General features: G+C 73.4%; 17 protein-coding genes and 1 pseudogene. 14 read left to right on the forward strand and 4 right to left on the reverse strand.

Features of this window, described 5'->3' with window-relative positions; translation table 11 throughout:
* Positions 1-268: 268 nt before the first annotated feature.
* Positions 269-484: a hypothetical protein gene (locus ACFV2J_RS05825; protein WP_228120476.1), complete on the reverse strand. Its 216-nt coding sequence runs from the start codon at positions 482-484 to the stop codon at positions 269-271.
* 230 nt (positions 485-714) lie between these two features.
* On the opposite strand from ACFV2J_RS05825, the gene ACFV2J_RS05830 reads away from it, so the two are divergent.
* The 9 genes from ACFV2J_RS05830 (at position 715) to ACFV2J_RS05870 (ending at position 10,115) form a co-directional block, all read left to right on the forward strand.
* Positions 715-1,110, forward strand: coding sequence for a helix-turn-helix domain-containing protein (locus ACFV2J_RS05830; RefSeq protein ID WP_385092151.1), 396 nt, complete (start codon positions 715-717; stop codon positions 1,108-1,110).
* Between the two features lie 312 nt (positions 1,111-1,422).
* Entirely contained in the window at positions 1,423-1,683 is a 261-nt protein-coding gene (locus ACFV2J_RS05835; protein WP_385092154.1) for a hypothetical protein, read from the forward strand.
* A gap of 284 nt (positions 1,684-1,967) precedes the next feature.
* The gene (locus ACFV2J_RS05840; protein WP_385092156.1) at positions 1,968-2,801 is read left to right on the forward strand and encodes a M55 family metallopeptidase; all 834 of its coding nucleotides are present in this window, start codon (positions 1,968-1,970) and stop codon (positions 2,799-2,801) included.
* Positions 2,794-4,107 (forward strand): M20/M25/M40 family metallo-hydrolase, encoded by a 1,314-nt coding sequence (locus ACFV2J_RS05845; protein ID WP_385092159.1) that lies wholly within the window; start codon positions 2,794-2,796, stop codon positions 4,105-4,107. The genes ACFV2J_RS05840 and ACFV2J_RS05845 overlap by 8 nt, the downstream gene beginning before the upstream one ends.
* A 10-nt stretch (positions 4,108-4,117) precedes the next feature.
* Positions 4,118-6,076, forward strand: coding sequence for a prolyl oligopeptidase family serine peptidase (locus ACFV2J_RS05850; RefSeq protein WP_385437473.1), 1,959 nt, complete (start codon positions 4,118-4,120; stop codon positions 6,074-6,076).
* Positions 6,073-6,999, forward strand: a complete 927-nt coding sequence (locus ACFV2J_RS05855) for an LD-carboxypeptidase (RefSeq protein ID WP_385092165.1) — start codon at positions 6,073-6,075, stop codon at positions 6,997-6,999. The genes ACFV2J_RS05850 and ACFV2J_RS05855 overlap by 4 nt, the downstream gene beginning before the upstream one ends.
* A 124-nt stretch (positions 7,000-7,123) precedes the next feature.
* Entirely contained in the window at positions 7,124-7,372 is a 249-nt protein-coding gene (locus tag ACFV2J_RS05860; protein ID WP_385092168.1) for a DUF1049 domain-containing protein, read from the forward strand.
* A gap of 50 nt (positions 7,373-7,422) precedes the next feature.
* The gene (locus tag ACFV2J_RS05865; protein WP_385092171.1) at positions 7,423-7,974 is read left to right on the forward strand and encodes a GNAT family N-acetyltransferase; all 552 of its coding nucleotides are present in this window, start codon (positions 7,423-7,425) and stop codon (positions 7,972-7,974) included.
* 137 nt (positions 7,975-8,111) lie between these two features.
* Positions 8,112-10,115 (forward strand): DUF5107 domain-containing protein, encoded by a 2,004-nt coding sequence (locus ACFV2J_RS05870; protein ID WP_385437476.1) that lies wholly within the window; start codon positions 8,112-8,114, stop codon positions 10,113-10,115.
* Positions 10,116-10,245: 130 nt separating this feature from the next.
* Here ACFV2J_RS05870 and ACFV2J_RS05875 read toward each other — a convergent pair whose 3' ends face one another.
* The 3 genes and pseudogenes from ACFV2J_RS05875 to ACFV2J_RS05885 all read right to left on the reverse strand — a co-directional run.
* Positions 10,246-10,599 (reverse strand): VOC family protein, encoded by a 354-nt coding sequence (locus tag ACFV2J_RS05875; RefSeq protein ID WP_385093970.1) that lies wholly within the window; start codon positions 10,597-10,599, stop codon positions 10,246-10,248.
* Positions 10,600-10,734: 135 nt separating this feature from the next.
* Positions 10,735-11,556 carry a class I SAM-dependent methyltransferase gene (locus tag ACFV2J_RS05880; protein ID WP_385093967.1) on the reverse strand — a complete coding sequence of 274 codons (822 nt, stop codon included), beginning with the start codon at positions 11,554-11,556 and terminating at the stop codon, positions 10,735-10,737.
* Between the two features lie 118 nt (positions 11,557-11,674).
* Positions 11,675-12,250 (reverse strand): annotated as a pseudogene (locus ACFV2J_RS05885) (phosphatase PAP2 family protein); the annotation flags it as partial.
* 208 nt (positions 12,251-12,458) lie between these two features.
* On the opposite strand from ACFV2J_RS05885, the gene ACFV2J_RS05890 reads away from it, so the two are divergent.
* From ACFV2J_RS05890 to ACFV2J_RS05910, 5 genes are all read left to right on the forward strand, one after another.
* Complete coding sequence (locus ACFV2J_RS05890) at positions 12,459-14,078, forward strand: ATP-binding cassette domain-containing protein (RefSeq protein ID WP_385093964.1); 1,620 nt, start codon at positions 12,459-12,461, stop codon at positions 14,076-14,078.
* A 190-nt stretch (positions 14,079-14,268) separates the two neighbouring features.
* Positions 14,269-14,505, forward strand: coding sequence for a DUF6158 family protein (locus tag ACFV2J_RS05895; protein WP_385437479.1), 237 nt, complete (start codon positions 14,269-14,271; stop codon positions 14,503-14,505).
* 510 nt (positions 14,506-15,015) lie between these two features.
* Positions 15,016-15,807, forward strand: a complete 792-nt coding sequence (locus tag ACFV2J_RS05900) for an RNA polymerase sigma factor SigF (protein WP_385093958.1) — start codon at positions 15,016-15,018, stop codon at positions 15,805-15,807.
* Positions 15,808-17,510: 1,703 nt separating this feature from the next.
* Positions 17,511-18,020, forward strand: a complete 510-nt coding sequence (locus ACFV2J_RS05905; protein ID WP_385098234.1) for a hypothetical protein — start codon at positions 17,511-17,513, stop codon at positions 18,018-18,020.
* A gap of 152 nt (positions 18,021-18,172) precedes the next feature.
* The gene (locus ACFV2J_RS05910) at positions 18,173-19,420 is read left to right on the forward strand and encodes an aminotransferase class I/II-fold pyridoxal phosphate-dependent enzyme (RefSeq protein WP_385437573.1); all 1,248 of its coding nucleotides are present in this window, start codon (positions 18,173-18,175) and stop codon (positions 19,418-19,420) included.
* Positions 19,421-19,764 lie beyond the last annotated feature (344 nt).

Here is a 19,764-nt window from a genome sequence, read left to right on the forward strand (position 1 = left end):
GCCGACTCGTTGTGGGCGCTGATGTTGGCGACGTGCTTGGTCACGTTGGTGGTGCGGCCGAAGCTGAACTTCAGGCGTCCGAGGGCCTCGCGGCCGGGCAGCAGCTCGGCGGACTCGGACTGCAGCTCGTTCATGTCCATGCTCATGGGATGTCCTTTCGGGACGTGGTTCGTTGATGTGGTCGTGGTGCTGACGCGAGGGCGGACGCGGGCGTGGCGTCCGGTGTCGCGGAGGTGGGCGGGGACGCGGGCGGGCGTCCCGTGCCGGACTACTGCGAGACGTTGATGGCCTGGGCAGCGCTGGACGACGCGTCCGACCAGCTGGAGTGGTCGTTGAGCGCGGCCGACTCGTTGTGGGCGCTGATGTTGGCGACGTGCTTGGTCACGTTGGTGGTGCGGCCGAAGCTGAACTTCAGGCGTCCGAGGGCCTCGCGGCCAGGCAGCAGCTCGGCGGACTCGGTGTCGAGTTCACGGTTGTCCATCATGATCAATTCCCCCTCAGGGATAGACATTTCCGATCGAACGAAGGCAGGTTCCCCCCAAACTTCGTCCAATCTTGTCGGACGTGCTGTCCAACGAGATTGGACAGTAGTAGCCCCGGAGCTCGCCGCGCAAGCGGTTCGGGGAAAGACTTCTGGGGCCTGAGCGAAGCCCCACGTAGAATCGATCCCGCTTGGAAGAGTTCCGCCCGGCGGCGAGCAGGAAGTGACCATCGGTGGCCAACGCACTGCAGCAGATCATCAGAGATCGCCTCGACCGTGAGGGCTGGTCCTACGGGGAAGTGGCACGTCGGGGCGGCATCCCCCGCTCCACGGTCCATCACCTGGCGACGGCCGAGCGAGTGGTGCGCATGCCACAGCCCAGCACGCTGGAAGGGCTGTCCAAGGGGCTTGGACTGTCGTTGGACACGGTGCGCCGTGCCGCCGCGGAGGCCTGCGGCATCCACGTGTACGCGACCGATCCGGCGTCCGCGGTCGTGGAGGCCGGCGCGTCGGCCGACCCCGAGGTGGACCTGCTCATCGCGAGCGTCCAGCAGCTCTCCGTCGACGACCGGCGCCATGTCGCCGCGCTCGTGGAGTCCCTCCTGGGCCGCGACGCCCACCGGGGCTGACCGTCGGCCTGACTCCTGACCCGTCCGCCCTGACGCCCGGCCCGGCTCGGGGGCGTCGGGCCGGATCGGCCGGGGGCCGTCAGGAGGGCGGACCCGGCATGGTCCGGACGCGGCCCGGCGGCGGTGGGTGTCGCGCCGCGGGGCCCGCCGAGGGCGTACGGCATAGACGTACGGACGGCCGGCGCGGTTCCCCTTTCCGGGGTTCCCGGTAAAAGAATCCAGAACCGCCGAAACCGGCAAGATCCACAGCTAGTCTCTCATTCTGCTCGGGGCACGTGAGCCGCACGACCCCTGTGTCACCCAGGGGGACATGTGCTGTTCGTGCACGGAGGACCCACCACCGCCGTGGTCCGGGGCAGTACCGGCGAGTCCGTCGTCCTGCTCTCCGGCGAACTGCCCGACATACTGACCGAGAGCGCGCTCGCCGAACTGCTCGACCTCGCCGCCGCCGTCCTCAGCGAGCAGGAGCTGAAGCTCTTCCGGCGCTGCCTGGACGCCCTGGTGCGCGGGGAGGGCGGGACGCCGCGCCGCATCGAACTGGACGGCGTCGTCCTGACCGTCTACGAGGACTGATCCCGGCCGCGTCGGCCCGTCGTGCCGGAGCCGGGCCCCCGGACCCTCGGACACCCCGATCGGCGGCCGTGCGATCGCCCCGCCGCCGGCGCCCGCCGAAGCGGCCCCCTCCCGCGGATCCCCGCGGTCGCCGTGAAACCCTGACCGCCGGACGGTCGCGAAGCATGCCGCGGGACCGGTTCGGGCCGCTATGTCCACGCATGGCGTCCTGGCCCGGCGCCGCGTCGCCGCGTAGCGTGACCCGACATGGAGAAAGCCGCTGACCTGTGCGAAGAGGGTGTGCTGTGAAGATCCTCATCAGCGCCGACATGGAGGGCGCCACCGGGGTGACCTGGCCGGCCGACGTGCTGCCGGGGACGCCGCAATGGGAGCGGTGCCGCTCGATGTTCACCTCGGACGTGAACGCCGCCGTGCTCGGCTTCCTCGACGGCGGCGCGGACGAGGTGCTGATCAACGAGGCGCACTGGTCCATGCGGAACCTGCTGCTCGAACAGCTCGACGAGAGAGCCGAGATGCTCACCGGCCGCCACAAGTCGCTGTCCATGGTGGAGGGCGTGCAGCACGGTGACGTGGACGGGATCGCGTTCGTCGGTTACCACACGGGCGCCGGCACGGAGGGCGTCCTCGCGCACACCTACCTCGCGAACTCGATCACCGGGGTGTGGGTGAACGGCGTACGGGCCAGTGAGGGACTGCTCAACTCGCACGTCGTCGCCGAGTACGGCGTCCCCGTCGTCCTCGTCACGGGCGACGACCTGGCCTGCGAGGACGCGCTCGGATACGCGCCGGGGGCGCTCAAGGTCGCCGTCAAGGACCATGTGTCGCGGTACGCCGCGGTGTGCCGTACGCCGTCCCGGACCGCCGCCGACATCCGGGCCGCCGCCAAGGAGGCGGCAGCGCTGGCCGTACGCCACGAACCGGTGGTGGGCGGCCCCTTCACGGTGGCGGTGGAGTTCGACGCGGAGCACCTGTCGATGGCGGCGACCGTCGTGCCGGGTGTGGAACGCACCGGTGAGCGGAGAGTCGCCTACACCAACGACACCATGTACGAGGGAATCCGCACCTTCAAAGCGGTCACCACGATCGTCTCGGCTGCGGTGGAGGAGCAGTATGGCTGACGAACAGGCACTGGACGAGGTCGTACGGTTCACGTCCGACCTCATCCGCATCGACACGACGAACCGGGGCGGCGGCGACTGCCAGGAACGGCCGGCCGCGGAGTACGCCGCCGCGCTGCTGGCCGAGACAGGCCTCGAACCCGTCCTTCTGGAACGCACCAAGGGCCGTACGAACGTCGTCGCGCGACTGGAGGGCACCGATCCCTCCGCCGACGCACTGCTCGTCCACGGTCATCTCGACGTCGTGCCCGCGCAGGCCGAGGACTGGAGCGTGCACCCGTTCTCCGGGGAGATCCGCGACGGTGTCGTCTGGGGGCGCGGCGCGGTCGACATGAAGAACATGGACGCGATGATCCTCGCGGTCGTACGCGGCTGGGCGCGCCTCGGTGTGCGGCCCCGGCGCGACCTCGTGATCGCGTTCACCGCCGACGAGGAGGCGAGCGCGGAGGACGGCTCCGGGTTCCTCGCCGACCGCCATCCGGAGCTGTTCGAGGGCTGTACCGAGGGCATCAGCGAGTCCGGGGCGTTCACCTTCCACGACGGCGGCGGCCGGGAGATCTACCCCATCGCGGCGGGGGAGCGCGGCACCGGTTGGCTCAAGCTCACGGCGCGCGGCCGGGCGGGACACGGCTCCAAGGTGAACCGGGACAACGCCGTGACACACCTGGCCGCGGCGATCGCCAGGATCGGCTCGCACGAGTGGCCCATCAGGATCACGCCGACCGTCCGCGCCGCCCTCACCGAACTCGCCGCGCTCTACGGGGTCGACGCGGACCTCGACGACCCCGGCGACGTGGACGAACTCCTGCGCAAGCTCGGCCCCGCCGCCGCGCTCGTCGAGGCCACCGTGCGCAACAGCGCCAACCCGACCATGCTCAGCGCGGGTTACAAGGTCAACGTGATTCCCGGCGAGGCGGTCGCGTACGTGGACGGCCGCCATCTCCCGGGCACCGAGGACGAGTTCCGCGCCACCCTCGACCACCTGACGGGACCGGACGTGCGGTGGGAGTTCGACCACCGCGAGGTCGCCCTCCAGGCGCCGGTGGACTCGGTGACGTACCGCCGGATGCGGGCGGCGGTCGAGGAGTTCGCGCCCGGGGGACACGTGGTGCCGTACTGCATGTCGGGCGGCACGGACGCCAAGCAGTTCTCGCGCCTCGGCATCACCGGCTACGGATTCGCGCCGCTGAAGCTGCCCGAGGGCTTCGACTACCAGGCGCTCTTCCACGGCGTCGACGAACGCGTCCCCGTCGAGGCACTGCACTTCGGCGTCCGGGTTCTCGACCGCTTTCTGCGCACGGCCTGAGGGGGACGGCATGCGGACGCTGGCATACGGATCATGGTCCTCGCCCATCGACGCGGCGCTCGCCGCGGCGCACGACGGGCATCCCGAGTTCGCCGGATTCGTCGGCGACGAGGCCTGGTGGACCGAACCCCGGCCCGCCGAGGGAGGCCGGCGCACCCTCGTCCGGCGACACGCCGACGGCACACAGGAGTCGGTACTGCCCGCCCCCTGGAACGTCCGCAGCCGCGTCATCGAGTACGGCGGACAGCCCTGGGCGGGGGAGATGCGCCCCGAGGGACCGTTCGTGGTCTTCGTGAACTTCGCCGACCAGCGGCTGTACGCGTACGAGCCGGGCGCCGAGCCGCGCCCCCTCACGCCCGTGTCCGGCATCGGCGGCGGACTGCGCTGGGTGGACCCGCAGTTGCGCCCCGACCGGGGCGAAGTGTGGTGCGTGATGGAGGAGTTCACCGGCGACGGGCCGACCGACGTACGACGGGTCGCCGCAGCGGTGCCGCTCGACGGGTCGGCCGCACAGGACCGGGACGCCGTGCGTGAACTCACCGGCGCACGCCACCGGTTCGCCACCGGGCCACGGCTGTCACCGGACGGCCGGCAGGCGGCCTGGATCGCCTGGGACCACCCGCGGATGCCCTGGGACGGCACCGAGCTCGTCCTCGCGGACGTCACCGGGGACGGCACCCTGCACGCCCCGCGGGTGGTCGCGGGCGGCCCCGAGGAGTCGATCGCCCAGGCGGACTGGGCCGCCGACGGCACCCTGCTGTACGCGGGGGACGGCACCGGCTGGTGGAACCTGTACCGGCTCGGACGGGAGACGCCCGTCTGCACCCGGGAGGAGGAGTTCGGCGGCCCGCTGTGGAAGATCGGGTACCGCTGGTTCGCGCCGCTCCCGAGCGGGCTCGTGGCCGTGGTGCACGGACGGGGCGCCACCGCGCTCGGGATACTGGACCCGGAGACCGGCGAGGTCGTCGACGCGGCCGGCCCCTGGACCGAGTTCACGCCGACACTCGCCGTGCACGGCAGCCGCATCCTGGGCGTCGGGGCCAGCCCGCGCAGCGCCTACGAGGTCGTCGAGCTGGACTTCCGTACCGGGCGGGCCCGGGTGGTCGGCGCCGCCCACGACGACCCGGTGGACCCCGCGTACTACCCGGAGCCGCAGATCCGCACCTTCACCGGTCCCGCCGGCCGGGAGATCCACGCCCACGTCTATCCACCGCACCACCCCGACCACGTCGCCCCCGGCGACGAACTGCCGCCCTACGTCGTCTGGGCGCACGGCGGCCCCACCGGCCGGGCCCCCCTCGTCCTCGACCTGGAGATCGCCTACTTCACCTCACGCGGCATCGGTGTGGCCGAGGTCAACTACGGCGGTTCCGCGGGACACGGCAGGGAGTACCGCAACCGGCTGCGCGAGCAGTGGGGCGTCGTCGACGTCGAGGACTGCGCGGCCGTCGCCGCCGCCCTCGCGGAGGAGGGCACCGCCGACCGGCGGCGGCTGGCCATCCGCGGCGGCAGTGCGGGCGGCTGGACGGCCGCCGCGTCCCTCACGGCCACCGACGTCTACGCCTGCGGCACCATCCTGTACCCGATCCTCGATCTCACCAGCTGGGGTTCGGGGGAGACCCACGACTTCGAGTCCCAGTACCTGGAGTCGCTGATCGGTCCGCTCGCCGAGGTGCCGGGCCGCTACGTGGAGCGTTCGCCCGCCGAGCACGCCGACCGGATCACCGCGCCGTTCCTGCTCCTCCAGGGGCTCGACGACCCCATCTGTCCGCCCGCGCAGTGCGAACGGTTCCTGTCCAGGATGGCGGGGCGCCACGTCCCGCACGCCTACATCGCCTTCGAGGGCGAGGGGCACGGATTCCGCCGCGCCGACACCATGGTGCGCGCCCTGGAGGCCGAACTCTCCCTGTACGCGCAGGTATTCGGTCTGAACCCGCCCGGCATCCCCACCCTGGAGCTCCTCAAGTGAAGTCCCTGACCCGTCCCGCCCGTCTCGCACCCGGGGCCCGCGTCGCCGTGGTCTCGCCGAGCGGTCCCGTGCCCGAGGAGCGGCTGGAGGCGGGCCTCGACCTGCTGCGCGGCTGGGACCTCGATCCGGTGGTGGCCCCCCATGTGCTGGACCGCCACGCCGAGTTCAACTACCTCGCGGGCGCCGACGCCGACCGGGCCGCCGACTTCCAGGCCGCCTGGTGCGACCCCGGGGTGTCCGCGGTGCTCTGCGCCCGCGGCGGCTACGGCGCGCAGCGCATGGTCGACCTCCTCGACTGGGACGCGATCCGCTCCGCGGGCCCCAAGGTGTTCCTCGGCTTCAGCGACATCACCACACTGCACGAGGCGTTCGCCGCCCGCGCCGGGCTGGTCACCCTGCACGGGCCGATGGTCGCGGCCGTCGACTTCCTGAAGAACGCGCGGACGCAGGAACACCTGCGGGCGACGCTCTTCGAGCCGGAGACCGTGCGCACGCTCACGACCGACGCGGGCGGTGTGCTGGTACCGGGGCGGGCCCGGGGGGTCACCCTCGGCGGCTGCGTCAGCCTGCTGGCCGCCGACCTCGGCACACCGCACGCCCGTGCCTCCGCCCGGGGCGGACTGCTGCTGATCGAGGACATCGGCGAGGAGGCCTACCGGCTCGACCGGATCCTCACCCAGCTGCTACGGGCCGGATGGCTCGACCAGGTCGCCGGGATCGCGCTCGGTTCCTGGGTGGACTGCGGCCCGTACGAGAGTTTGCGGGCCGTCTTCGCCGACCGGCTGGGCGGCCTCGGGGTGCCGGTCGTCGAGCACTTCGGGTTCGGCCACTGCGAGGGGGCCCTCACCGTTCCGTTCGGCGTCGGGGCGGAACTGGACGCGGACGCGGGGACGCTGACGCTGGACGAGCCTGCACTCGCCTGAGGGCTGTCCCGGGGCGTAGGGGTGACCTCCCGGGCGGTGAGGGTGAAGGCGGCGTCCTCACCCCCGGTCACCCGGAGGAACCCCTCGCCGAGCGGGCCGCCTTCCCGCGGCCCATGCTGGGCGCATGAGTGCGAAGACTCCCGACGCCTCCGGCACGAGCGGGGCGAAGAGCGGCGCCGGGCTGATGACACCGGGCAGGACCACCGTCATGGCGCTGGTCCTCCTCGCCCTGGTCTTCGTCTTCGAGAACACCCGGAGCACGAAGATCCGGCTGCTGGTCCCGGAGGTGACCACGCCCCTGTGGATGGCGCTGCTGGGCACCGGGGCGATCGGCGCTCTGTGCGGGGCGTACTCCACGAGGCGACGGCCGTGAGAACGTGGAGACCACGGAGCCGCAGAGCCGCGGCGGCGTACTGTGGCCGGATGTCTGAGAACGACTCCCCCTATCTCGCCCAGGGCCCCCGCGCGGGCATACGGCACTTCACGTACGAGGACGCCGCCGAGTTCACCGCGCGGGTCCGCGAGAGCAAGGCCCTGCACCAGCCCTGGCTCTTCCCGCCCGGGAGCCCCGACGCCTACGCGGCGTACGCGGGCCGGCTCATCAAGGACCCCACGAAGGCCGGATTCCTCGTCTGCGAACGGGACGGCGGGGCCATCGCCGGCTTCATCAACATCAACAACATCGTCGAGGGCGGCTTTCTGAGCGGGGCGCTCGGATACGGCGCCTTCGCGCACGCCGCGGGGCGGGGGCTGATGTCCGAGGGGCTCGGGCTCGTGGTCCGGTACGCCTTCACGACACTGGGGCTGCACCGGCTGGAGATCAACGTCCAGCCCGGGAACGCGGCCTCCATCGCGCTCGCGCGGCGCTGTGGCTTCCGGCTGGAGGGCTTCTCGCCGGCCTTCATCCACATCGACGGGGCCTGGCGCGACCACGAACGGTGGGCGATCACCTCGGAGATGACCTCTTCCCCGTGACCCGCCGGGCCCGGCAGGGCCCCCGTCCGCCGCGGGCCCGCCGCCGCCCCGGACCGGTCGGCACAGCCGCCTTTGCGTAATCCTGACCGTATCCTGACGAGCGGAACCCCTGGTCAGGTGGCCGATGTCGCTGTTCCATGGTCGTCGTGACGACGATCCGACGTGACGTAATGACGCTGCCGTCAGCGGAGTTGGGCCCCAGCAACCCCCTGCCGCCCCTGCGGCCGCTCGACGAGACGCACCGCATCGACGACCGGGACCGCGAGAATCTCCCCCGTGACATGGCCCGGCAGATCGGTTACGAGCCCCTGCGTGACGTCCTGCCGGAGCGTGTCCGGGACGGCTACGGCAGACACCGCACGCCGCGCGCGACCGACACGATCGTCATCGAGAACGACCGGCTGCGGGTCACCGTACTGCCGTCCCGCGGGGGCCGTGTCGCCTCCCTCTTCCACAAGCCCTCGCGGCGCGAACTCCTGTACCGCAACCCGGTGTTCCAGCCCGCCTGCTTCGCGCTCAACGGCGCCTGGTTCTCCGGCGGCATCGAGTGGAACATCGGCGCGACCGGACACACCGCGCTCTCCTGCGCACCCGTCCACGCCGCCCGGGTCCCGGCCCCCGACGGCGGCGAGATGCTCCGGCTGTGGGAGTGGGAACGGCTGCGCGACCTGCCCTTCCAGGTCGACCTGTGGCTGCCGGACGGCTCCGACTTCCTGCACGTCGGCGTCCGCGTCCGCAACCCGCACCAGAAGCCCGCCCCGGTGTACTGGTGGTCCAACATCGCCGTCCCCGAGCGGCGCAGGGTGCTCGTGCCGGCGGACGAGGCCTGGCACTTCGGCTACGAGCGGCGGCTGCGCCGGGTGCCGGTCCCGGAGCACGAGGGCGTCGACCGCACCCGCCCGCCGCGCGCCGAGTTCCCCGCCGACTACTTCTACGACGTGCCCGACGGGCAGCGCCGCTGGATCGCCGCGCTCGACGACGCGGGCGAGGGGCTCGTGCAGACGTCCACCGACCTGCTGCGCGGACGCAAGCTGTTCGTCTGGGGTTCCGGCGCGGGCGGGCGGCGCTGGCAGGAGTGGCTTACCGAGCCCGGCACCGGCGGCTACTGCGAGATCCAGGCCGGACTCGCCCGCACCCAGCTGGAGCATGTGCGGCTGGACGCGGAGAGCGAGGTGACATGGCTGGAGTCGTACGGGCCGCTGGCGGCGGACGAGGCGAGCGCGCGGACGGTCCACGGAGCCGACTGGGCCGCGGCGCGGGCGGAGGTGGAGGGCCGTCTGGAACGCGCCCTGCCACGGGCCGACGTCGAGGCGGCGTACGCGGCCTGGCTCCCGCACGCCGACACCGAGCCCGGCGAGGTGCTGCACACCGGGTCCGGCTGGGGCGCCCTCGAAGTGCTGCGCGCCACCTACAAGTTGCCGGGGACACCCTTCGACGAGTCCACGCTCGGGGAGGCACAGGCGCCGTGGGTGGAACTGCTCAGGACCGGTGCCTTTCCCGAGCCGCGGCGGGTCGGGCCGCCGGGCGAGACGCTGGTCGCCCGGCACTGGCGGGACATGCTGGAGACGGCGCCCGCCAAGCCGCTCGCCGAGTACCACCTCGGCGTGGCCCAGTGGCACGCGGGGGATGTGGCCCAGGCGGTCCGCAGCTGGGAGCGGGCCCTCGAACTCGCCCCGTCCCTCTGGCCGTTGCTGCGCTGCCTGGCCGTCGCCGACCAGCAGGCCGGCAACCGGGAGCGGGCCGCCGACCGGTACGCCGAGGCCTTCGACGACCTGTGCCAGGAGCGTCGTGACGACGGTGTGACGTGGACCGCGGCCACCGCCGCCCTCGGACGGGAGGCGCTCGCCGCGCTGCTCGCGGTGCGGCGGACGGCCGAGGCCCGGACGGTCTGGGAGAGGCTGCGGCCCGCGACCCGCGAGCGGGGCCGGTTCCGGCTGATCGAGGCGGAACTGCTGCTCGCGGAGGGCGACCGGGAGGGCGCGCGGGCCGTCTTCGAGGCGGGGTTCGAGGTCGCCGATCTGCGGGAGGGGGCCGAGGCGATCGGCGCGCTGTGGGCCCGGCTGACCGACGAGGCGCTGCCCGAGCGGTACGACTTCCGGATGCGTCCGCCGGCGGACGCGTGGCGCGTCGATCCGGACTGACGGGTCCGCCCCCGGAGAACGGAGACCGGAGGGGCGGGAGCCGGAGGGGCGGGGTGCCGGGGCTGACCGGCCGTTCCCCGGCTCCCCGGCCTCCCGGCGTACGAGGGCGGAAGGGGCCAGGACGGACCGGCTACCGGTCCGTCCCGCGGTCCACGTACTCGTACACGACCCCGTCCGGGTGCATGGCGATCAGGTTGCGGCCCGCGGGTGTCCCCACGGGCCCCGCCAGAATGTGCGCGCCCAGTTCGCCGAGGACCCGGTGGGCCTCCTCGACGTCCTTGACGGCGATGGTCGCGGCGACCTTGCGCAGGACGTCCAGCTCGGCCCGCGGTCCACTCATCAGCAGGAAGCAGCCCACCGCGGCGACCGACACGCCCCCGCGCTCGTACCGCAAGGCGCGCACGCCCGCCAGTCTCTCGTAGAAGGGGACCGAAGCCTCCAGGTCGTCGACGCAGACACGCAACGTGGTTCCCAGAATCTCCATGTGGACGAGCCTAGTTGGGGCCGTCCCCGAAGGAGATCGTTTCGGACGCATCCCGGCGCGGGCGGTTCACCCGCCGCCGGGCCGGCGGTTCACACGGTCTCGGCCGCGCGGTTCACCCGTCCTCGGCCGGGCGGTTCAGACGGCCTTCCGGCAGAGGATCTCCCCGTGCAGCACGGCGAACCAGCCGTCCTCGCGCCGGCCCCACTCGCGCCACGCCTCCGACACGGCCCGCAGGTGATCGGTGGTCGCGTGGCCGCCCTCGGTGGCCCGGTCCGCGTACGCCGAGGCCAGGGTGCGATCGGCCCACAGCCCGCTCCACCATTCGCGCTCGGCCTCGGTGGCGAAGGTCCAGGTGCTCGACGTGGCGGTGATGTCGGTGATCCCGGCGGCCAGCGCCCACGACCTGAGACGGCGGCCCGCGGCCGGCTCGCCGCCGTTGGCACGGGCGACGCGCCGGTAGAGGTCCAGCCAGTCGGTCATGCCCGGTACCTCCGGATACCAGCTCATGGCCGAGTAGTCCGCGTCACGGGCGGCGATGAAGCCGCCGGGCCTGGTGACCCGGTGCATCTCGCGCAGCGCCTGAACCGGGTCACCCACGTGTTGCAGCACCTGGTGGGCGTGGACGACGCAGAAGGTGTCGTCCGGGAAGTCCAGGGCGTGCACGTCCGCGACCCCGAACTCCACGTTGCGCAGACCGCGGTCGGTCGCCGTGGCACGGGCCTGGTCCAGGATCCCTGGCGCGTGGTCGACGCCGGTGACCTGTCCGTCCGGAACCAGTTCCGCCAGGTCGGCGGTGATCGTGCCCGGGCCGCAGCCGATGTCCAGGATCTTCATGTGCGGCTTGAGCGAGTCGAGCAGATAGGCCGCGGAGTTGGCGGCGGTGCGCCAGGTGTGCGAGCGCAGTACGGACTCGTGGTGGCCGTGTGTGTAGACAGCGGTCTCCTGAGGCTTCGGCATGACCGTTCCCCTTCGTCTCTTCCCGTCGGTCATGGATCACCGTACGCCCACGTGTCGGATACTGAGACCTGTGTCTCGCCATGTGGACGTCGCGTTCTCAGTGGCGCGGACCGTGCCCCGGGAGCACGCCCCGCACGGCGTACGCGGCGGCGGCTCCCAGAGCCGCGCCCGCGAGGACGTCGCTCGGGAAGTGGGCGCCGGTGTAGACACGGGACAGGGCCACCGCGGCGGCGAGCGGTGCCACGGCGGCGCCCCAGCCGCGCGACTCCAGTGCCACACCCGTCGCGAAGGCGGCGGCCGACGCGGAGTGGCCCGACGGGAACGAGGTGGTGATCGGCTGGCGCTTGAGCCGGCGCGCCTGGGGGACCGGGGCCAGGGACGGGCGGGGGCGGCGCACCGTGCGCTTGCCGACGGTGTTGATCGTGGCGGAGGCGAGGCTCAGCGAGGCGATACCCCGCGCCGCGGCACGGCGCGCGTGGGGGGTGCGGGTGGCGGCGAGGGCCGCCGCCGTGGCGAACCACAGCAGGCCGTGGTTCGCGCTGTGACTCAGTTTCGGCAGGAGCCGGTCGCCGCCGGGCCAGTGGCGGGACGCGACGGCCTCGAAGAGCCGGGAGTCCGCCGTCAGGAAGCGGCTCCGCAGGGGGTGAGGGCCCGGGGGGACGGTGGTGAGGTCGATGTCAGGGGTGGTGGTCATGGGGTGCGACTACCCGCGCCGGGGGGTTTTCCGCCCCCACCCCGCTCCGCCGCCCCCGGCCGGGCCGCGGGGACCCGGAATCAGGGGGTGCGCCCCGTGCGGGGCCGGGCCTCGGGCCAGGCCCCCGGCGGGTGCGCGCGGACCTGTGGTGACGCCGATCCGATATGGGTTTGCCGGGCGGCCCCGCCTCCACGGAGAATGCCTCACCATGGGACACCTCGAAGCCGCACATCTTGAGTACTACCTTCCCGACGGGAGGGCGCTGCTCGGCGACGTGTCGTTTCGGGTGGGGGAAGGGGCCGTCGTCGCCCTGGTCGGACCGAACGGAGCCGGCAAGACCACGCTGCTCCGGCTGATCTCGGGGGAGCTGAAGCCGCACGGGGGGACCGTCACCGTCGGTGGCGGCCTCGGTGTGATGCGTCAGTTCGTGGGCTCGGTACGGGACGAGACGACCGTACGGGACCTGCTCGTGTCCGTGGCGCCGCCCCGCATCCGGCAGGCCGCCCAGGCCGTCGACGCCGCCGAGCACGATCTCATGACCGTCGACGACGAGGCCTCCCAGCTCCGCTACGCGCAGGCGCTGTCCGACTGGGCCGAGGTGCGCGGATACGAGTCCGAGACCCTCTGGGACATGTGCACCATGGCCGCGCTGGGCGTCCCGTACGAGAAGGCGCAGTGGCGTCTGGTGCGGACGCTGTCCGGCGGTGAGCAGAAGCGGCTGGTGCTCGAAGCCCTGCTGCGGGGCACCGACGAGGTCCTGCTCCTCGACGAGCCGGACAACTATCTCGACGTACCGGGAAAGCGCTGGCTGGAGGAGCGGCTCAAGGAGACCCGCAAGACCGTTCTGTTCGTCTCCCACGACCGGGAGCTGCTGGCACGCGCCGCCGAGAAGATCGTCAGCGTCGAGCCCAGCCCGACCGGCGCCGACGCCTGGGTGCACGGCGGCGGCTTCGCGACGTACCACGAGGCCCGCCAGGAGCGCTTCGCCCGCTTCGAGGAACTGCGCAGGCGCTGGGACGAGAAGCACGCCCAGCTGAAGAAGCTGGTGCTGAACCTGCGTCAGGCGGCCTCCATCAGCCACGAGTTGGCCTCCCGCTACCAGGCCGCGCAGACCCGGCTGAGGAAGTTCGAGGAGGCAGGGCCGCCGCCCGAGCCGCCGCGCGAGCAGGACATCAGGATGCGCCTGCACGGCGGACGGACCGGGGTGCGGGCCATCACCTGCCAGGGTCTCGAGCTCACCGGCCTGATGCACCCCTTCGACCTGGAGGTCTTCTACGGAGAGCGCGTCGCCGTGCTCGGTTCCAACGGCTCCGGGAAGTCGCACTTCCTGCGCCTGCTCGCCGGCGACACCGTCGCCCACACCGGTGCCTGGAAGCTCGGCGCGCGGGTCGTCCCCGGGCACTTCGCGCAGACGCACGCCCACCCCGAGCTTCAGGGGCGCACGCTCCTCGACATCCTGTGGAGCGAGCACTCCCAGGACCGCGGCGCCGCGATGTCCCGACTGCGCCGCTACGAACTGACCGCCCAGGCCGAGCAGCGGTTCGAGAAGCTCTCCGGCGGTCAGCAGGCCCGCTTCCAGATCCTGCTGCTGGAGCTGGAGGGCTCCACCGCCCTGCTGCTGGACGAGCCGACCGACAACCTCGACCTGGAGTCGGCGGAGGCACTCCAGGAGGGCCTGGAGGCGTACGAGGGGACGGTCCTCGCGGTCACCCACGACCGCTGGTTCGCCCGTTCCTTCGACCGCTATCTGGTCTTCGGTTCCGACGGCCGGATCAGGGAGACCCCGGAGCCGGTCTGGGACGAGCGGCGTGTGGAGCGGGCCCGCTGAGGGCTGTCCCGTAGTCCCCGGCGGCGTCCGGCGCCCGTGGAATGCCCGGGGCCCCGGATGTTCGTAGAGTGGAGGGAGGACGGCGAGATCCATGGTTCCCTCCCGGACGTCGCCCGGGCGCCACTCGCGGGAGTGCGTGCCCGGCGGGCACCCGGACCACGCCGCAGGACACGACGAGCGGGGTACCACCATGACCGGAGTCGACCCTGACCGGCTGGACGACCAGCAGCTGATGAGAGAGCTGGAGACGATCCACCGGACGCGCCACGACACGCTGCTCCACGGTTCGAACGACGCGCTGCGGACCCACAACGTGCGCATGGCCCAGCTGGAGGGCGAGTACCTGCGCCGTCACCCGCGCCGTCCGGTCGCCCCGGGCCGCACCCGCGAGGGGGCCCGGGACCGGGTCTTCGGAGGAGCTGTCTGAACACTCCGGCCGGCGTTCCCGGCGGGCGCCCGGTCGCTCCCCTCGCAGCCGCGACCGGACCCCCGCCGCTCCGGCGCCGTCGCTGACACCGGCGCCGAGCCCGGCCACCCCGTGCGCCGTTCGGCACGACTGATGCCGGCGAGCGCCGAGCCGGGGAACCCGGACACCGCGAGGTCCCCGAGACCGGCCGACTCCGCGGGCTGACCGCACTTCCCGCCCGGACCGGACCCGGCCGTGGGCCCGCTGCCGGGTTCTCGCCCGCCGGGGGTGCGGGTGCCTCAGCAGTACCCCCGGGACCGCGGCCCATGCCCGTCGGGTGCCCGCCAACCCGCCCCGCACATCAGGGGTTTGCGCCGACCGCGCAGGGGCAGGCGGAATTTCAGTGCTTCGGACAGGAGGCACGTCCGTGGGAGCCATCGGGTTCTCGCCACGGGTGTGCCTGTCCGGCGCACCCGCACTCCCACGGTGACCGTCCAACCCAAGGCACTTGCAAGGGAGTTGCGACGCACCATGCGAAACCAAGTGAGCGCGAAACGCCACCCGCACGACGACGCCCCCGACACCGTGGAAGCATTCCGCAGGCTTGCCGCACTCCCCCCGGGGACGGAGCGCGACGCACTCCGCGAGGAGATCGTCGAGGCCTGGCTGCCCATGGCCGACCGGCTCGCGGGCCGGTTCCGCAACCGGGGCGAGAACCTGGAGGATCTGCGGCAGGTGGCGGCGCTCGGCCTGGTCAAGGCCGTCGACCGGTACGACCCCGAACTCGGGAACGCCTTCGAGAGCTACGCCGTGCCGACCGTGACCGGTGAGATCAAGCGCCACTTCCGCGACCACATGTGGACCGTCCATGTGCCGCGTCGTGTCCAGGATTTGCGCAACCGCGTGCGGTTCGCCCAGCAGGAACTGTCGGGGACGGTCTCGGGCCACGGGCCCACCGTCGCCGAGATCGCCGCGCATGCCCGGATGAGCGAGGAGGACGTCCAGGCCGGCCTGGAGGCGCTGGAGAGCTTCAGCGCGCTCTCCCTCGACGCCGAACTCCGGGGCGACGACGGGTACTCGCTCGGCGACGCCCTCGGCTCGGCCGACCCCGCCCTCGACGTCGTGATCGACCGAGAGGCCGTCAAGCCCCGGCTGCGGGCCCTGCCCGAGCGTGAACGCACCATCCTCTACATGCGGTTCTTCAGCGACATGACCCAGAGCAGCATCGCCGAACAGCTCGGCATCTCGCAGATGCACGTCTCCCGGCTGATCAGCCGGTGCTGCGCGCGACTGCGCAACCAGGTCCTGCGCGACGCGGCCTGACCGGCCCACCGGGCGCGGCCCGGCTGGACCCGTCGTTGGGGGAGGCGCGGGTGAGGGCGGTCCGGCACGCGGACTCGCACCCTCGCGGGGCCGGCCCAGGAAACCAGGGGGACGCACAGCCAGCGGGGCCCACGTCCGCGCGACGACCCCGCGGCGGCGCCCGCGGCATGGACTCCGGGGGCCCCGACGGCGCGCTCGGCGAGCTCGCCATGACCTGTCTCGTCCATGACCGCTCCTGGCATGCCGCGCCGGCCGGGCTCGCCCCGCTCGGCACCGCACCGCGCACCGCGCCGGTGGTCGACCAGGCGCGCGGCATCGCCGTACGCGTCCTGGGCTGCGACCGTCCTGGGCTGCGACGGTTCTGGGCCGTGACCGTCCTGGGCTGTGACGCGGACACCGCCTTCAGGGTGCCGCACCGCGTCCCGCGGGGAAGCCGGCGCGAACCGGCCGACGTCGCCTCGGCCGTCGAGGCCGGGCGTGGCCGCGGTCCGGAACGGCAGACGCGCCTTCCTCCCGGACCGCCTCCGCCTGGACCGCTTCTTTCCGGACCGCCTCCTCCCGGGCCGACGGGCGCCTCGCCGGAGTCACCCGCTCGGGTGCCCCCGTCCCGCGAATGGTGTCCGGCCGCGCGCGCCTCGGGACCGGGCGGGCTGTGATGGGCTCGGGGAGCACGACGGCCGTGCCCCTTCAGACGGAGTCGTTCCGAAGGAGCCGAGCCGATGCGCCGTACCGCCCGTGTGCTGTCCGCCACCGCCCTGGCCTGTACCGCGCTGGGCGCGGCCGCCTCGGCCGCGTCCGCGGATCCGGGCCTCCGGGTCGTGCCGAGCTCCGTGAGACCCGGGGACCTCGTCGTCGTCTCCGTCTCCTGTGCCGCGACGGGCAGCGCGCCGCCCGAGTCCGTCGACGGCCGCTCCGCGGGCTTCGGGGGGAGAGAGGTCAGGTTGCGCCGGGTCAGCGACGGCGCGGACACGAAGTCCGTCACCTACCGCGGCACGGTCCGCGTTCCGTCCGGTGCCGCGGTGCGCGGCGGCTCGGGACACGCCGGGATCGGCGGGCGGGCCGTCGAGGGTGAGTGTCCCGTCGCGCCGGGCGGCCACGCGCGGCCGTGGAAGGCGTCGTACCGCGTGACCCACGACGCCCCCGACACCACGCACGGCACTTCTCGGGAGGTGCCGGGTGAGGCTCCGGCCGTTCCCAGGGAGGCGCCGGGTGTGGCGTCGGTCGTTCCTCGGGAGGTGCCGCGTGACACCCCGACCGTTCCTCGGGAAGTGCCGCGTGAGGCCGCCGTTGTTCCTCGGGAGGTGCCGGGTGTGGCGTCGGCCGTTCCTCGGGAGGTGCCGCGTGACACCCCGACCGTTCCTCGGGAAGTGCCGCGTGAGGCCGCCGTTGTTCCTCGGGAGGCGCCGGGTGTGGCCTCGGCTGTTCCTCGGGAGGTGCCGAGTGAGACTCCGGCCGTCCCCCGGGAGGTCCCGAGTGCGGCCCCCGTCGCCCCTCGGGAGGCTCCACGCGACGTCCCGGTCGGGGGCGACCCCGGGACCACCGCCGGTGGAGGTGGTCGCACGGGGGTTGCTCCGGGAGCGGGCCCCGACAGTGTTCCGGTCGTCCCCGGCGAGGCGGGCGCGCCGGCCGCTCCCCGGGACGTACCGGGCGACGTCCCGGTCGTTCCGGGGAGCGCCGCGGGTGAGGGGCTCCAGGACCCGCCCGTGGGTGCCGTTCCCGACAGCGTCCCGGCCGTTCCCGAGAACGCCGTCGGTGAGGGCGTTCAGGATGTTCCTCCCGGCACGGCTCGTGACAGTGTCCCGGTCGCCCCTGAGGACGCGGGCCGCGGGGACGCCCTGGACGTCCCGCCGGGTACCGCTCGTGAGGGCGGTACGGACGTCCCGCCGGGTACCGCTCATGAGGGCGGTCGGGACGCTCCGGGCGGCGCGGGTCGCGACCACGCCCCCGGCTCCGCCCAGGCCGCCCCTCACGACACCGCCCCGGACTCCCCGAACGGCGCGGGCCGCGGCGACGCGTCTCAGGGGGCCGGCCGCGACGGCGTGGACGGCACGGGGGACCGCCCCACGGGTGCCCAGCACGGGGTGGAGGCCGGTGAGGGCGGTGCCTTCGCCGAGTCCGTCCCGGCCCTGATCGCCGGAGCACTTCTCATCGTGGGCGCCCTCGGCGCGGCCGCCCACCGTCTGTGCCGCGAGCGCCTGTCCGCCGGCCGCTGACGGTGTGACGGGCGCAACCCGGCGGCCACCCATGGCGGGACCGACGCGTGGGTACGGAGTCACCGAAGCGGATCACGCGCGGCGACGCGGCGGAGCGGACGGCAGGGGCGGCAGGGACAGGGCACGGCATCACGGACTGCGCGGAGGCACGGATGCGGCGGACGGTACCGGAAGGGCACGGTCCGGTCCGCTACGGCCCGCCGCTCCCCGACCAGGGCCTGCCGGTCCTGCCGGAACTGCGCGCCGTCATCGCCGCCGCCGCGGACCACACCGAGGCGGAGCCCTCCGGCGGCGGACCCGCGCTCCTCGACGCCGCCCGCGGTTACTGGAACCGGCGGGGCCTGGCCGCCGAGCGCGACCGCGTCGCCGCCGCCCCCGGCGCCCCCGCGCTGCTCCTCGCCCTGACCGGCGCGCTCGGCGGCGACGTCCTGGTCCCGAGACCGTGCGCCGCCTGGTGGGCCCCGCAGGTGCGATTGCTGGGCCGGTCCGTGTTCCACGTCGCGACGCCCGCGGAGTGCGGGGGACTGCCGGACCCGTACGCGCTGCTGGAGACGGTCCGCAGGGTCCGCGCCGAGGGCGGCGATCCACGGCTGCTCGTCCTCTCCGTCGCCGACGACCCCACGGCCACCGTCGCACCGCCCGAGGTGGTCCACGAGACCGTCGAGGCCGCCGTGGCCGAGGGACTGCACGTGGTCAGCGACGAGACCTGGCGCGACACCCTGCACCGGCCGCACGACACCGTGCTGCTCAGCCCCGCCGAGATGCTCCCCGAAGAGGTCACCGTCATCGCGGACCTCTCCGGGGCCTTCCTGCCGCAGGGCTGGCCCGCCGCCGTGGCGCGCTTCCCGCTCACCGACGCGGGCGTCCTGCTGCGCGCCCGGGTCCTCGACGTACTCACCGTGCTCGGCGCCCGCGTCGCCCGGCCGGTCGCCGAGGCGGCCTCGTACGCGCTCGGCGAGCCGGACGCCGTCACCGGGAGACTCACGACGGCCGTTCGCCTGCACGCCCGCGTGGCCGCCGCCGCGCACGACGTGGTGACCGGCGCGGGTGCCCTCGCACGGCCGCCACGGGCCGGCCGACATCTGTACGTGGACCTCGGCCCGTTGCGCGCCGGGCTCACCGCGCGCGGTGTCGGCGACGCACAGGAACTGGAGGACTTCCTCACCGCCCGGCTCGGTATGCCCGCGCCGGGCGGCCACCGCTTCGGGGACGACCTCGGGGCGCTGCGGGTGCGGCTGGGGACGGGACCGCTGCTGGGCGCGAGCGACGAGGAGCGGGGGGAATGCCTCAGTTCACCCTCGCCGTTGGAACTGCCACATGTGCAACGTGCGTTGACCCTCTTGGGGTCGGCCTTCGACGATCTCCGCGACGACGCTCAGCCAGGGGAGCCTCTTCGATGACGCAGCAGTCCCAGTCGACCACGAGCACCGACACCAGCGCACCGGCCACCGCCGAGCCGACGCCCTCCTCGGCTCCGGCGGCGCGTTCCTCGCCCGCCGCACCGGCACCGCTCCTTCCCACGACCCCACCACCCGCGGTTCCCGTCACCTCACCATCCCCAGCTCCCCACACCCCACCACCCGCCGTCCCACCGGGCGGGCCGCTCCTGCCCGCCGTCCCGCTCGCCGAGCCCCGACCGCTCGGCGAGCGGGGGGTGTGGCCGAGTTAGTTAGTCGACCCGCGGAGCCCCCCGCGGCCCGGGGTTGGGGGCGGGCGGGTGTTACACAAACAAGCCCCCGCGAAC

It is taken from the genome of Streptomyces sp. NPDC059668 (assembly GCF_042734135.1).
Classification (GTDB): domain Bacteria; phylum Actinomycetota; class Actinomycetes; order Streptomycetales; family Streptomycetaceae; genus Streptomyces.